This is a genomic window from Nocardia sp. NPDC059764 (genome assembly GCF_042732555.1).
In the GTDB taxonomy this organism is placed as follows: Bacteria; Actinomycetota; Actinomycetes; order Mycobacteriales; family Mycobacteriaceae; genus Nocardia.
In genome coordinates this window covers 1-12980 of record NZ_JBHWHH010000195.1, presented here as the reverse complement: position 1 = coordinate 12980, position 12980 = coordinate 1, and the positions used below count along the sequence as shown (strand labels likewise).

The following is a 12980-nucleotide window of genomic DNA, read 5'->3' as shown; positions in this document are numbered from 1 at the left end:
GCCGTTATGTGTTCGAGATCACTGTGCGTATATGCCGGCTATCCGCTGTGGCCATGGTCATAACTTCGTCAACGAGATTGTCCGGACTCTGAACATTTGGTTAGCGTCAGGTTCGGCGGGTTCGCAGGGGGCGCGCCACCAGGGGTTACTCGACGAGGAGTGCTGTGAGTTCGTACTCGGCTGTTGCCGACGAGGTGGAAATGACACCGGTAGCCACGGAAAACGGCGTTCCAGCCACATTTTTCGAGCGGGTGATCGACGGCGCGCGGGGGCTGCGCCGCGAGAGCGCGGACGCCGAGGTGCCCGCCAAGGTTCGTGAGACCCAGGTCGCCGCGCTCGGCGCGACCGGCCTGGCCGTGCTGCACAGCCTGCTGTCCATCCCGGCCGGCTTCGACAGCGTGGCGGGCAGCATCGGCCACTTCTTCGCCGCCTGGGTCACCGGCGGTGTGGCCCTGTTGTTCGGTCTGCGGTCGCGCTGGATCTGGGTGACCGCGCTGGGCGTGTCCAGCCTGCAGGTCTTCCTGGGGGTGTTCACCCTGATGTCGGTCGAAATGCCCACGGGCGTCGGACCGTTCACCGTGCTCGGCGGCATCATGGTCTCGGGCATCGTGCTGGCGCTGCTGCTGCGCCGCGACTGCTACCGCTGGTTCGCCGTCGACTGACGACAGTCGCCGCCCGCCGGAATCCGGTGGGCGGCAACCGAAGTCGTCACTTCGGGGTGCGGCCCAGGGCCCGTCCCGCAGCGCGGCCGGAGAAGATGCAGCCGCCCAGGAAGGTGCCTTCCAGCGCGTTGTAGCCGTGCACGCCGCCGCCGCCGAAACCGGCGACCTCGCCCGCGGCGTACAGCCCCGGGAACGGAGTGCCGTCGGGGCGGATGACCTGCGAGTCCAGATTGGTCTGCAAACCGCCCAGGGTCTTGCGGGTGAGGATGTTGAGCCGCACGCCGATCAGCGGCCCGTGCGCCGGATCGAGGATCTTGTGCGGCGTGGCCACCCGGCCGAGCTTGTCACCCAGGTAGCGCCGCGCATTGTTGACGGCCATGAGCTGGGCGTCCTTGCTGAACTTGTGCTCGACGTCCCGGTCGCGCGCCACGATCTGGCGTTCGATGTCGGCCGCGTCCAGCTGCGGGCCGCGCGAGATCTTGTTCATCCCCGCGATCAGTTCGGGCAGCGTATCCGCGACCACGAAGTCCACGCCGTGCTGCTTGAACGCCTCCACCGGACCCGGCGCGCCCTTGGCCACCCGGCTCTTGAGGGTGAGCTTGAGGTCCTTGCCGGTGATATCGGGATTCTGCTCCGAGCCCGAGAGCGCGAACTCCTTCTCGATGATCGACTGGGTCAGGATGAACCACGAGTAGTCGTAGCCGGTGGCCAGGATCTGCTTCATGGTGGCATTGGTGTCGAAACCCGGGAAAGCCGGTGCGGTCATGCGCTTTCCATTGGCGTCGAACCACAGCGACGACGGCCCGGGAATGATGCGGATGGCGTGATCGGGCCACACCGGATCCCAGTTGTGGATGCCCTCGGTGTAGTGCCACATGCGATCCCGGTTCACGATACGCCCGCCCGCGGCCTCGGTGATGCCGAGCATGCGGCCGTCGACGTACGCCGGGACGCCCGCGATCATGTGCTCCGGGCACGGCCCGAGCCGCTCGGTGGGCCAATTGCGCCGCACCAGTTCGTGATTGTGGCCGATGCCGCCGGAGGAGACGATCACCGCGGCGGCGCGCAGGTCGAACTCGCCGGTCACGGTGCGTGAGGACGCGACGCCGCGGTCCTCGGTGGAGGCCTCCAGCACGCTGCCGCGCACGCCGGTGACGGCGTCGTCCGCCACGATCAGTTCGTCCACGCGATGCCGGAACGCGAATCCGACCTGCCCGCGTCGCTCGGCCTCGAGCACGGGTTCGAGGAATACGCGCACGACTTCGGGTCCGGTGCCCCAGGTGAGGTGGAAGCGCGGCACCGAATTGCCGTGCCCGTCGGCGGATTCGCCGCCGCGTTCGGCCCAGCCGACCAGCGGCGTCACCCGCAGCCCGAGATCGTGCAGGTACTGGCGCTTCTCGGTGGCCGCGAACTCCACGTAGGCGCGCGCCCACTGTCGCGCCCAGTGGTCCTCGTCCTCGCGGTCGAAGCCGGCCGAGCCGAGCCAGTCCTGCATGGCCAGCTCGAGGCTGTCCTTGACGCCGAGCCGCCGCTGTTCGGGGCTGTCCACGAAGAACAGTCCGCCCAGCGACCAGAACGCCTGGCCGCCCAGGTTGGCGCGGTTCTCCTGATCCAGAATCAGGACTCGCTTACCCGCCTTGACCAGCTCGTGCGTGGCGACGAGACCGGCCAGACCGGCCCCGACGACGATGACATCCGGGTTCTCGATCATGCCCATTTCCTTGGTGTCGAAGTTCGATACACGAATGTATCCAACGAGGTCGCTGCTGTACAGGTGCTCGATACGTTCGTGTATCGGGCCGGTTTGTCGGTGGGTCGTGGCATGGTTCGAGTGTGCCGACATCGCCGACCGGATCCCTGTCACTCGCGGCGGCGCGCCGCATCGCGCTCGCGGCCCAGGGGTTGGGGTCCGCCCGGCCCAGCGCGCCGCCCACCCGGCGCACGGTCATGAAGGTCCTCGACAGCACCCGGCTGCTCCAGCTGGACTCGGTGTCGGCGGTGGTGCGGGCGCACTACGCGCCGGTGTTCAGCCGCATCGGGGCCTACGACCGGACCCTGCTCGACGATGCCGCGTGGGGGCACAGCGCGCGCAAGCCGCGGCAGCTGATCGAATACTGGGCGCACGAGGCGGCGCTGATCCCGGTGCGGGACTGGCCGCTGATGCGCTGGCGCATGGTGCAGTACCGGCACGGTCGCTGGAACGGGATGCGGCAAGTGCTGGAACGCAATCCGGGCCTGGCCGACGATGTGCTCGGTGTGGTCAAGGAGTACGGCCCCAGTACGGCCGGGGAGATCGAACGGCACCTGGAGCTGGATCGGCCACGGGCCAAGGACAATTGGGGCTGGAACTACAGCGACACCAAGGTGGTGTGCGAGGCGCTGTTCGCGGCGGGGGAGCTGACCGTGCCCCGCCGGGCCGGCTTCCAGCGGCACTACGACCTCGCGGCGAACGTCCTGCCCGCCGAGGTGGTTTCCCGCGAACCGGACGAGGCGGACGCGATCCGCGAACTGGTGCGGCGCGCCGCCCGGGCGCACGGCGTGGGCACCGAGACCGATCTGCGCGACTACTACCGGCTCACCCGCCGCCAGACCGAACCCGCTATCGCCGATCTCCTCGATGCCGGGGAATTGGAGCAGGTCACCGTGCAGGGCTGGGACAAGCCCGCCTATCTGCACACCGAGGCCCGCACGCCCCGCCGCGTCGCCGGCGCGGCCCTGCTGTGCCCCTTCGATCCGCTGATCTTCTTCCGCGATCGCACCGAGCGGCTGTTCGACTTCCACTACCGCATCGAGATCTACACGCCGGAACACAAACGGGTGCACGGCTATTACGTCTTCCCGTTCCTGCTCGACGGCGAACTGGTCGCGCGGGTGGACCTGCGCGCCGAGCGCGCGAGCGGACGGCTACTGGTGCCGGGCGCGTTCGCGGAGCCGGGACGCGATCACGCCCGGATCGCGGGGGCACTGGCTCCCGCGCTGCGGGAGATGGCGGACTGGCTGGAACTGGACACCGTGGAAGTGGGCGAAAAGGGCGATCTCGCACCGCGTTTGCGGCGCGAGATCGCGTAGCTCCCCGGGAACGCCCGGATCACCGATGGTTCAGAAGGGGCCGTCGGTCCAGGTGTTGAGCACGATGCCGTTCTTGCCCTCGCCCTTGCACTCGATGGTCATGGGGATGAGCGGCCGCGGCGAGTCGCCCACGATGTAAGTGGGGGCCTGGTAGCCGTTGCCGACCTGTCGGGCGCCCAGGCACTGCACCACGGCGGCGTACCAGGTATCCGCGGGGCAGGTGAAGGTGGCGGTGTCGAGCGTCCGGTCGATACGGCAGGGCGAATCGGCGTGGGCGGCCGGAGCCGACACCGCGATCAGGCCCGCCGCGCCGATGCCGAGTGCGGAACCGATCGCGAGGGACCGGCGGCGCGGGTGGAGATGGTGATGGTTCGTCATCGAACAAACTCCCTCGTATACGGACAGATCAAGCGAAGCAGTTCATCCATACTGACCCGCGAGACCCGCCGCACCGCCGAAACTCGCGGAGATCGATGTTCCGGCGTGGCGCGCTCGGTCAGGCGGCCTGCACGCCGACCGGGGAGTTCAGCACCGCTCCACCACAGAACAGGGAGGGTGACCGGTACCCGGCGAGCACCCCGGACACCAGGATCGACGCGTCGCCGGACTCGGCCGTGGCGGGCACCGACACCGCCACCAGGGCGGCCGCGGCCAGGCAGACCGCGCCCACGATGGCGAGCGAGCGGCGGCGAGTACGCAGACGGATCATGTGGGGTTCCCTCTCCTGATGAATGATCTTGTCCATACTTCGTCGCCGAGAGCGCCGCGGATGGGGTGTCGGAGGCACTGACTAACCTGGACCCGTGGCAGATCCCGCGACCTACCGGCCCGCCCCGGGCACCATCCCCGTCGAACCGGGTGTCTACAAGTTCCGGGACAAGTTCGGCCAGGTCATCTATGTCGGCAAGGCGAAAAGCCTGCGCCAGCGGCTGAACTCGTACTTCGCCGATGTGGCCGGGCTGCATCCGCGCACCCGCCAGATGGTGACCACCGCCGCCGGCGTCGAGTGGACCGTGGTGTCCACCGAGGTGGAAGCGCTGCAGCTGGAATACAACTGGATCAAGGAATTCGATCCGCGCTTCAATGTCCGCTACCGCGACGACAAGTCGTACCCGGTGCTGGCGGTCAGCCTGAACGAGGAGTACCCGCGCGTCTTCGTCTACCGCGGCGCGCGCAAGAAGGGCGTGCGGTACTTCGGCCCGTACGCCCACGCCTGGGCCATCCGCGAGACCCTGGATCTGCTGCTGCGGGTGTTCCCGGTGCGCACCTGCTCGGCCGGAGTCTTCAAGCGGCACAGCCAGATCGGGCGGCCGTGCCTGCTCGGCTACATCGACAAGTGCTCCGCGCCGTGCATCGGCCGGGTGAGCGCGGCCGAGCACCGCGACATCGTGGACGACTTCTGCGACTTCCTCTCCGGCAAGACCGACCGCCTGGTCAAGCAGCTGGAACGCCGTATGCACGAGGCCGCCGACGAGCTCGACTTCGAGAACGCCGCCCGGCTGCGCGACGACGTGCAGGCGCTCAAGCGCGCGCTCGAGAAACAGGCGGTGGTGCTGGGCACCGGCACCGACGCCGATGTCATCGACTTCGCCGTCGACGAGCTCGAGGCCGCGGTCCAGATCTTCCACGTCCGCGACGGGCGGGTGCGTGGCCAGCGCGGCTGGGTGGTCGACAAGTCCGGCGACGCCATCGACACCGCGATGGCCGGTGGCGAGCTGCCCGCGCTGGTCGAGCAGTTCCTGACCCAGTTCTACGGCGAGCAGACCTCGGCCGCCGCGCAGAGCGGTGACGACCAACCGGGTGCGGTGGTTCCGCGCGAAGTGCTGGTCCCGGCCCTGCCAAGCGATCACGAGCAGGTGCAGCAGTGGCTGTCGGGGCTCCGCGGGTCGGCGGTGCAGCTGCGGGTGCCCCAGCGTGGGGACAAGAAGGCCCTGGCCGAGACGGTGCAGCGCAATGCGCAGGAAGCCCTCGCCCAGCACAAGCTCAAACGCGCCGGTGACCTGACCGCGCGGTCGGCGGCGCTGCAGGAACTCCAGGACGCCCTGGACTTGGACAGCGCGCCGTTGCGCATCGAGTGTGTGGACATCTCCCATGTGCAGGGCACCGACGTGGTGGCCTCGCTGGTGGTGTTCGAGGACGGGCTGGCCCGCAAGTCCGAGTACCGGCACTACACGATCAAGGAGGCCGCCGGGGAGGGCCGCTCCGACGACGTCGGCAGTATCGCCGAGGTGACCCGCCGTCGCTTCGGCAAGCTGCGCCGGGAGCTCGACGCCGCCGAGGCCGCCGAGCTCGAATCCGATTCCGAGGCAACCGAACCCGGGCTGCCCGGCATCGACCCGAAGACCGGCAAGCCGCGCCGCTTCTCCTATCCGCCCAACCTCTACGTGGTGGACGGCGGTGCGCCGCAGGTGAACGCGGCCGCGGAGGTGCTCGACGAGCTGGGCATCACCGATGTCGCGGTGATCGGCCTGGCCAAGCGCCTGGAAGAGGTGTGGGTGCCCAACGAGCCGGACCCGGTGATCATGCCGCGCACCAGTGAGGCGCTGTACCTGCTGCAGCGGGTGCGCGACGAGGCGCACCGTTTCGCCATCACCTTCCACCGCTCCAAGCGGTCGCGGCGGATGACGGCGTCGGCGCTGGATTCGGTGCCGGGGCTGGGGTCGACCCGCAAGACCGCGCTGGTGACGCATTTCGGATCGGTCGCCAAGCTCAAGGAGGCTACGGTGGAGCAGATCACCGAGGTCCCGGGCATCGGCGTGGCGACGGCCAGGGCGGTCCTGGACGCGTTGCGTCAGCAGTAGAGCGTCGGCGTTTCGCGGCGCGCCGGACGGGGACCCACCGGGTAGAGTGCGACACGCCGAACGGGAAATTTGCGACACGCCGTGTGTGCTGGTCGGGAGCGGAAATCACAGCTGTGTTGCGCTCCCGCCGCTCGCCTGCCGGGTTCGCGGGTGTCGGTGCAGGATGATCGAGGGAACTCCAGACACGAACCGGTAGGACATGACGCGCGTCGAAGACAGCACAGCTACTGCCGAGAACAACCCGGCAACCGAATCAGGCGAGTCCCAGCCGAATCCCCGCAAGGGGCGGCCCGGTTCCGAACCCGCTCCGGTCGAGGTGGTCATCGTGACCGGCCTGTCCGGCGCCGGCCGCGGCACCGCGGGCAAGGTGCTCGAGGACCTGGGGTACTACGTCGCCGACAATCTGCCGCCCGAACTGATCGGCCGCATGGTCGATCTGGGCCGCGCCGCCGAACCGCCGATCCGCAAACTCGCGCTGGTCATGGACGTGCGCAACCGCTTCTTCACGGGGAATCTGTCCGCGGTGGTCGAACAGCTGCGGTCCGCGGGCGTGCGGACCCGCATCCTGTTCCTCGAGGCCTCCGACGACGTGCTGATCCGCCGTTTCGGCTTCGCGCGCCGCCGCCATCCGCTCCAGAGCGAGAGCGCCGACGGCACCCTGACCGCCGGCATCGCCGCCGAACGCCGCCGCCTGGACCCGGTGAAGACCGCCGCGGACGTCGTCATCGACACCACCGCGCTGTCGATCCACCAGTTGCACCGCAAGCTCGAGGAGGTCTACGGCGGTGACGCCGCCGCCGTATTGCAGTTGACCGTGCAATCGTTCGGGTTCAAGTACGGAGTCCCGCTCGACGCCGACATGGTGTTCGATTTGCGTTTCCTGCCGAATCCACATTGGATTCCCGAACTCCGCGAAAAAACCGGGCAGGACGCCCCGGTCAGCGAGTATGTGTTGTCGCGCCCGGGCGCACAGGACTACCTGGGCACCGCGCACCATCTCGTCGACCTGACGACCGAGGGCTACCGCCAAGAGGGGAAGCGATACATGACCGTGGCAGTGGGCTGCACCGGCGGTAAACACCGCAGTGTGGCCATAGCGGAGGCGCTGGGTGACGCGTTGGCGGGCCATGCGGCGGACAGCGATTCGGGTGACGTCGTGCGCGTGGTCCACCGAGATCTGGGGCGGGAATGAGTGAGAGCACTTCCGGCCGCACCGCCAATCCCGCCTTCGTGGCGCTCGGCGGTGGGCACGGGCTGTACGCGACGCTGACCGCCGTGCGGCGGCTCACGCGCAAGATCACCGCGGTGGTCACCGTCGCCGACGACGGCGGCTCCTCGGGCCGCTTGCGCGCGGAGCTGGGCATGCTGCCGCCGGGCGATCTCCGAATGGCGTTGGTGGCCTTGGCCGAAGAGGCCGACGGGCACTGGGCGCGAACTTTGCAACATCGCTTCGGCGGCACCGGCGCGCTGGCCGGGCATTCGGTCGGCAATCTGATTCTGGCGGGCCTGACCGAGGAGCTGGGCGACCCCGTCGCGGCTCTCGACGAGGCCGGAAAGATTCTGCGGGTCACCGGAAGAGTGTTACCCATGTCGCCGATCGCGCTGACCATCGAGGCGGATGTCTCTGGGCTGGAAGGCGATCCGCGGGTGAGTCGCTGCATCCGCGGTCAGGTGGCGGTGGCGACCACGCCGGGCAAGGTGCGCCGGGTGCGGCTGATCCCCTCGGATCCGCCCGCCTGCCCCGAGGCGACCTCGGCGATCGAGCACGCGGACGTGGTGGTGCTGGGCCCCGGGAGCTGGTTCACGAGCGTCATTCCGCACGTGCTGGTGCCGGATTTGCACGAAGCGCTGCTGCATACGCGGGCGCGGAAAGTGCTGGTGCTCAACCTCGCTGCCGAACCGGGCGAAACGGCCGGATTCTCCGCGGAACGGCACCTGCATGTATTGTCCCAGCACGCACCGGATTTCACAGTCGACCATGTTCTGGTGGACTCCGGTTCCGTACCCGAGGGTAGGGAACGCGAACATCTGGCAAGAGCTGCCGAACAGCTGCGTGCGCGAGTAACCTTCGCTGATGTCGCCGAGGCGGGGACGGACCGGCACCACCCCGGAAAGCTTGCCGCCGCACTGGATCAGGTGATCCGGCAACCTCGGCCGGAATCAGCAGGGCTTCGAGTCGAAGGACGGCATATGGGCCAACGTGTGCGGTCCGGGTTGGGTGGAAAGGAGCGCGTCTCGTGGCGATGACAGCGGAAGTGAAGGACGAGCTGAGCCGGCTCTCTGTATCACAGGTGAGCTCGCGCAAAGCGGAATTGTCCGCGCTACTGCGGTTCGCCGGTGGATTGCACATCGTCGGCGGTCGGGTGATCGTCGAAGCCGAAGTGGATATGGGTTCCATAGCGCGTCGGCTGCGTCGAGAGATCTTCGAGCTGTACGGGTACGGCTCGGACGTGCATGTCCTCGGCGCCGGAGGGCTCCGGAAAACCTCCCGGTATGTAGTGCGAGTTTCCAAGGAAGGCGAGGCGCTGGCGCGCCAGACCGGTTTGCTCGACGTGCGCGGCCGGCCGGTCCGGGGCCTGCCCGCGCAGGTCGTGGGCGGCAGCATCGGCGACGCCGAAGCGGCTTGGCGCGGGGCGTTTCTCGCGCACGGCTCGCTCACCGAGCCGGGCCGGTCCTCGGCGCTCGAGGTGAGCTGCCCCGGGCCGGAGGCGGCGCTCGCGCTCGTCGGCGCGGCCCGGCGCATGGGCATCTCGGCCAAGGCGCGCGAGGTGCGCGGCACCGATCGCGTCGTGGTGCGCGACGGTGAGGCCATCGGCGCCCTGCTCACCCGCATGGGCGCGCAGGACACGCGGCTCACCTGGGAGGAGCGGCGCATGCGCCGCGAGGTCCGGGCGACCGCGAATCGGCTGGCCAACTTCGACGACGCGAACCTGCGTCGGTCGGCGCGCGCGGCCGTGGCCGCCGCGGCCCGGGTGGAGCGGGCGCTCGAAATACTGAGCGACGATGTTCCCGACCATTTGGCCGCCGCGGGCAAGCTGCGGGTGCTGCACCGGCAGGCCTCGCTCGAGGAGCTGGGCCAGCTGGCGGATCCGCCCATGACGAAAGACGCTGTCGCGGGCCGGATCCGGCGACTGCTGTCGATGGCGGACCGGCGCGCCAAGGAACTCGGCGTGCCCGACACCGAAAGTGCCGTCACCGCAGAGCTGCTCGAAGAGGCATGATTCCGCTGCGGTGCCGCCTAAACTGAGGCCAACCGCACGGTGATTCCGTCCGGAAGCGTCGCAACCCCAATGGTTGCGGCGCTTCCGGTCGTCTGTGACGTATGTGAACGTTTCGGTAGTTCACCGTGGCGGGGGTGTGTCCGTGATGTTTCCGTTACAAGGCTAGGGTTAGCCCTGCAACGGAAACGATCCGCAAAGCTGAGGAGCGAAACGTGACTGTCCGGGTAGGTATCAACGGCTTCGGCCGCATCGGGCGAAACTTCTTCCGAGCCGTCGAGGCGCAGAAGGCCCTCGGCACCACCGACATCGAGATCGTGGCGGTCAATGACCTGACCGACAACAAGTCGCTGGCGACGCTGCTGAAGTACGACTCGATCCTCGGTCGCCTGCCGCAGGACGTTTCCCTGGACGGCGACGAGACCATCGTCGTGGGCGATCAGCGCATCACCGCGCTGGCCATCAAGGAGGGCCCCGCCGCCCTCCCGTGGGGCGACCTGGGTGTCGACGTGGTCGTCGAGTCCACCGGTATCTTCACCGACGCCACCAAGGCCAAGGGCCACCTGGCCGCCGGCGCCAAGAAGGTCATCATCTCCGCGCCCGCCAAGGGCGAGGACATCACCATCGTGATGGGCGTCAACGACGACAAGTACGACGGTTCGCAGAACATCATCTCGAACGCGTCCTGCACCACCAACTGCCTGGGCCCGATCGCCAAGGTGCTCAACGACTCCTTCGGCATCGAGCGTGGTCTGATGACCACCGTGCACGCCTACACCCAGGACCAGAACCTGCAGGACGGCCCGCACTCGGATCTGCGTCGCGCCCGCGCCGCCGCGCTGAACATCGTGCCCACCGGCACCGGCGCCGCGAAGGCCATCGGCCTGGTGCTGCCCGAGCTGCTCGGCAAGCTGAACGGTTACGCGCTGCGCGTGCCGGTTCCGACCGGTTCGCTCACCGACCTGACCGTCGACCTGGCGCGCGCCGCCTCGGTCGAGGAGATCAACGCCGCCATGAAGGCCGCCGCGGACGGCCCGATGAAGGGCATCCTGAAGTACAACGTCGACCCGATCGTCTCCTCCGACATCGTGACCGACCCGCACTCCTCCATCTACGACGCGCCGCTGACCCAGGTCATCGACAACCAGGTCAAGGTCGCCTCGTGGTACGACAACGAGTGGGGCTACTCCAACCGTCTCGCCGACCTCGTCGGCCTCGTCGGCAAGTCCCTGTAAGCGCCGATGACGATCAAGACTCTCCAGGATCTGCTGAACGAGGGCGTCGAGGGCCGCGGCGTGCTGGTGCGCTCGGACCTGAACGTGCCGCTCGACAACGGCGTCATCACCGACCCGGGCCGCATCATCGCGTCCGCGCCGACCATCAAGGCGCTGGCCGAGGCCGGCGCCAAGGTCGTGGTGACCGCGCATCTGGGCCGCCCCAAGGGCGAGCCGGACCCGAAGTTCTCCCTCGCCCCGGTCGCCGCGCGACTGGCCGAGGAGCTGGGCCGCAATGTCCAGCTGGCCGGTGACGTGGTGGGCCAGGACGCGCTCGCCCGTTCCGAGGGCCTCACCGACGGCGATGTCATGCTGCTCGAGAACATCCGCTTCGACGCGCGTGAGACCAGCAAGGACGATGCCGAGCGCACCAAGCTCGCCAACGCCCTGGTCGAACTGGTCGGCGACGACGGCGCTTTCGTGTCCGACGGTTTCGGTGTGGTGCACCGCAAGCAGGCGTCGGTCTACGACGTGGCCAAGCTGCTCCCGCACTACGCGGGCACGCTGGTCGCGGCCGAGACCGAGGTGCTGAAGAAGCTCACCGAGGACCCGGCCCGCCCGTACGCGGTGGTGCTCGGCGGCTCCAAGGTCTCCGACAAGCTGGCGGTCATCGAGGCGCTCGCGCCGAAGGTCGACACGCTGGTCATCGGCGGCGGCATGTGCTTCACCTTCCTTGCCGCACAGGGCCTTTCGGTGGGCACCTCGCTGCTGCAGGAAGAGATGATCGGCACCTGCAAGGGCCTGCTCGACAAGTACGCCGACGTCATCCACCTGCCGGTGGACATCGTGGTGGCCGACAAGTTCGCCGCGGACGCGGAGTCGAAGACGGTGCCCGCCAACGAGATTCCGGACGGCTGGATGGGTCTGGACATCGGCCCCGACTCGGCCGCCCGCTTCGGCGCGCTGCTGACCGAGGCCAAGACGGTGTTCTGGAACGGCCCGATGGGCGTGTTCGAGTTCGAGAAGTTCGCGGCCGGTACCCGCGGTGTCGCCGAGGCGATCGCCACGGCCACCTCGAAGGGCGCGTTCACGGTCGTCGGCGGTGGCGACTCCGCCGCGGCGGTGCGCACCCTGGGTCTGCCCGACGACGGTTTCTCGCACATCTCCACCGGTGGCGGCGCTTCGCTGGAATACCTGGAGGGCAAGGAACTCCCCGGTCTCGCTGTGCTTGAAGAAACACGGTTGGAGGACTGAGCCATGGCACGTAAGCCTTTGATCGCCGGCAACTGGAAGATGAACCTCAATCACCTCGAGGCCATCGCTCTGGTGCAGAAGATCGCGTTCGCTCTGCCGGAGAAGTACTTCGACAAGGTCGACGTCACGGTGATCCCGCCGTTCGTGGACCTGCGCAGCGTGCAGACGCTGGTCGAGGGTGACCGTCTCCTGATCACCTACGGTGCCCAGGACGTGTCGACCCACGACGAGGGCGCCTACACCGGCGAGATCAGCGGTTCCATGCTCGCGAAGCTGGGCTGCACCTTCGTCGTGGTGGGTCACTCTGAGCGGCGTCAGTACCACACCGAGGACGACGCCACCGTGCTGGCCAAGGCCAAGCAGGCGCTGAAGTACGGCATCACCCCGATCGTCTGCATCGGTGAGGGCCTGGGCGTCCGCGAGTCCAAGACCCACGTGGAGTACAACCTCGAGCAGCTGCGCGGTTCGCTCAAGGGCCTGACGGCGGAGGAGATCTCCAAGGTCGTCATCGCCTACGAGCCGGTCTGGGCCATCGGCACCGGTAAGGTCGCCACCCCGGCCGACGCGCAGGAAGTCTGCGGCGCCATCCGCAAGGAGCTCGCCGAACTGGCGAATCCCGAAGTGGCCGCGGGCGTTCGCGTCCTCTACGGCGGCTCGGTCAACGCCAAGAACGTCGGCGAACTGGTCGGCCAGGCCGACATCGACGGCGCCCTGGTGGGCGGCGCGTCGCTCAAGGGTGACGAGTTCGCCACCCTCTCGGCC

12 protein-coding genes are annotated in these 12980 nt (G+C 68.4%); 9 read left to right on the top strand and 3 right to left on the bottom strand.

The features are described from left to right. Positions 1-251: 251 nt before the first annotated feature. Positions 252-662: a hypothetical protein gene (locus ACFV4K_RS30375; RefSeq protein ID WP_379279546.1), complete on the top strand. Its 411-nt coding sequence runs from the start codon at positions 252-254 to the stop codon at positions 660-662. Between the two features lie 46 nt (positions 663-708). Here ACFV4K_RS30375 and ACFV4K_RS30370 read toward each other — a convergent pair whose 3' ends face one another. Further along, the gene (locus ACFV4K_RS30370) at positions 709-2373 is read right to left on the bottom strand and encodes an FAD-binding dehydrogenase (RefSeq protein WP_379279544.1); all 1665 of its coding nucleotides are present in this window, start codon (positions 2371-2373) and stop codon (positions 709-711) included. Between the two features lie 122 nt (positions 2374-2495). Here ACFV4K_RS30370 and ACFV4K_RS30365 point away from each other — a divergent pair, with 122 nt between their 5' ends. Beyond that, entirely contained in the window at positions 2496-3731 is a 1236-nt protein-coding gene (locus ACFV4K_RS30365) for a winged helix-turn-helix domain-containing protein (RefSeq protein ID WP_379279543.1), read from the top strand. Between the two features lie 30 nt (positions 3732-3761). On the opposite strand, the gene ACFV4K_RS30360 is transcribed toward ACFV4K_RS30365, so the two are convergent. Both ACFV4K_RS30360 and ACFV4K_RS30355 read right to left on the bottom strand, forming a co-directional pair. Then, on the bottom strand, positions 3762-4109 hold the full coding sequence (locus tag ACFV4K_RS30360) for a hypothetical protein (RefSeq protein ID WP_379279542.1): 348 nt from the start codon (positions 4107-4109) through the stop codon (positions 3762-3764). A 118-nt stretch (positions 4110-4227) separates the two neighbouring features. Then, positions 4228-4440: a hypothetical protein gene (locus ACFV4K_RS30355; RefSeq protein ID WP_379279540.1), complete on the bottom strand. Its 213-nt coding sequence runs from the start codon at positions 4438-4440 to the stop codon at positions 4228-4230. A 94-nt stretch (positions 4441-4534) separates the two neighbouring features. Between ACFV4K_RS30355 and uvrC the strand changes: the two genes are divergently transcribed. From uvrC to tpiA, 7 genes are all read left to right on the top strand, one after another. After that, positions 4535-6532: an excinuclease ABC subunit UvrC gene (gene uvrC / locus ACFV4K_RS30350; RefSeq protein ID WP_379279539.1), complete on the top strand. Its 1998-nt coding sequence runs from the start codon at positions 4535-4537 to the stop codon at positions 6530-6532. A gap of 199 nt (positions 6533-6731) precedes the next feature. Next, entirely contained in the window at positions 6732-7724 is a 993-nt protein-coding gene (gene rapZ / locus ACFV4K_RS30345) for an RNase adapter RapZ (RefSeq protein WP_379279538.1), read from the top strand. Then, a complete protein-coding gene (yvcK, locus tag ACFV4K_RS30340) occupies positions 7721-8779 on the top strand; it encodes a uridine diphosphate-N-acetylglucosamine-binding protein YvcK (protein WP_357286234.1) in 1059 nt (352 codons plus the stop codon). The genes rapZ and yvcK overlap by 4 nt, the downstream gene beginning before the upstream one ends. Continuing rightward, positions 8770-9753: a DNA-binding protein WhiA gene (whiA, locus tag ACFV4K_RS30335; RefSeq protein ID WP_120736392.1), complete on the top strand. Its 984-nt coding sequence runs from the start codon at positions 8770-8772 to the stop codon at positions 9751-9753. Before yvcK ends, whiA begins: the two co-directional genes overlap by 10 nt. 212 nt (positions 9754-9965) lie before the next feature. Further along, complete coding sequence (gene gap / locus ACFV4K_RS30330) at positions 9966-10985, top strand: type I glyceraldehyde-3-phosphate dehydrogenase (protein WP_357083207.1); 1020 nt, start codon at positions 9966-9968, stop codon at positions 10983-10985. A gap of 6 nt (positions 10986-10991) precedes the next feature. After that, positions 10992-12218 carry a phosphoglycerate kinase gene (locus ACFV4K_RS30325; RefSeq protein ID WP_379279535.1) on the top strand — a complete coding sequence of 409 codons (1227 nt, stop codon included), beginning with the start codon at positions 10992-10994 and terminating at the stop codon, positions 12216-12218. A gap of 3 nt (positions 12219-12221) precedes the next feature. Next, positions 12222-12980, top strand: a 759-nt coding sequence (gene tpiA / locus ACFV4K_RS30320) for a triose-phosphate isomerase (protein WP_379279533.1), incomplete at its 3' end; no start/stop codon positions are given.

What these genes read in the sequence shown, in the direction of transcription:
- ACFV4K_RS30325 (WP_379279535.1), top strand. Translation starts at nt 10,992, where the DNA reads ATGACGATCAAGACTCTCCAGGATCTGCTGAACGAGGGCGTCGAGGGC.
- ACFV4K_RS30370 (WP_379279544.1), bottom strand. Translation starts at nt 2,373, where the DNA reads ATGATCGAGAACCCGGATGTCATCGTCGTCGGGGCCGGTCTGGCCGGT.
- rapZ (WP_379279538.1), top strand. Translation starts at nt 6,732, where the DNA reads ATGACGCGCGTCGAAGACAGCACAGCTACTGCCGAGAACAACCCGGCA.
- ACFV4K_RS30360 (WP_379279542.1), bottom strand. Translation starts at nt 4,109, where the DNA reads ATGACGAACCATCACCATCTCCACCCGCGCCGCCGGTCCCTCGCGATC.
- ACFV4K_RS30355 (WP_379279540.1), bottom strand. Translation starts at nt 4,440, where the DNA reads ATGATCCGTCTGCGTACTCGCCGCCGCTCGCTCGCCATCGTGGGCGCG.
- yvcK (WP_357286234.1), top strand. Translation starts at nt 7,721, where the DNA reads ATGAGTGAGAGCACTTCCGGCCGCACCGCCAATCCCGCCTTCGTGGCG.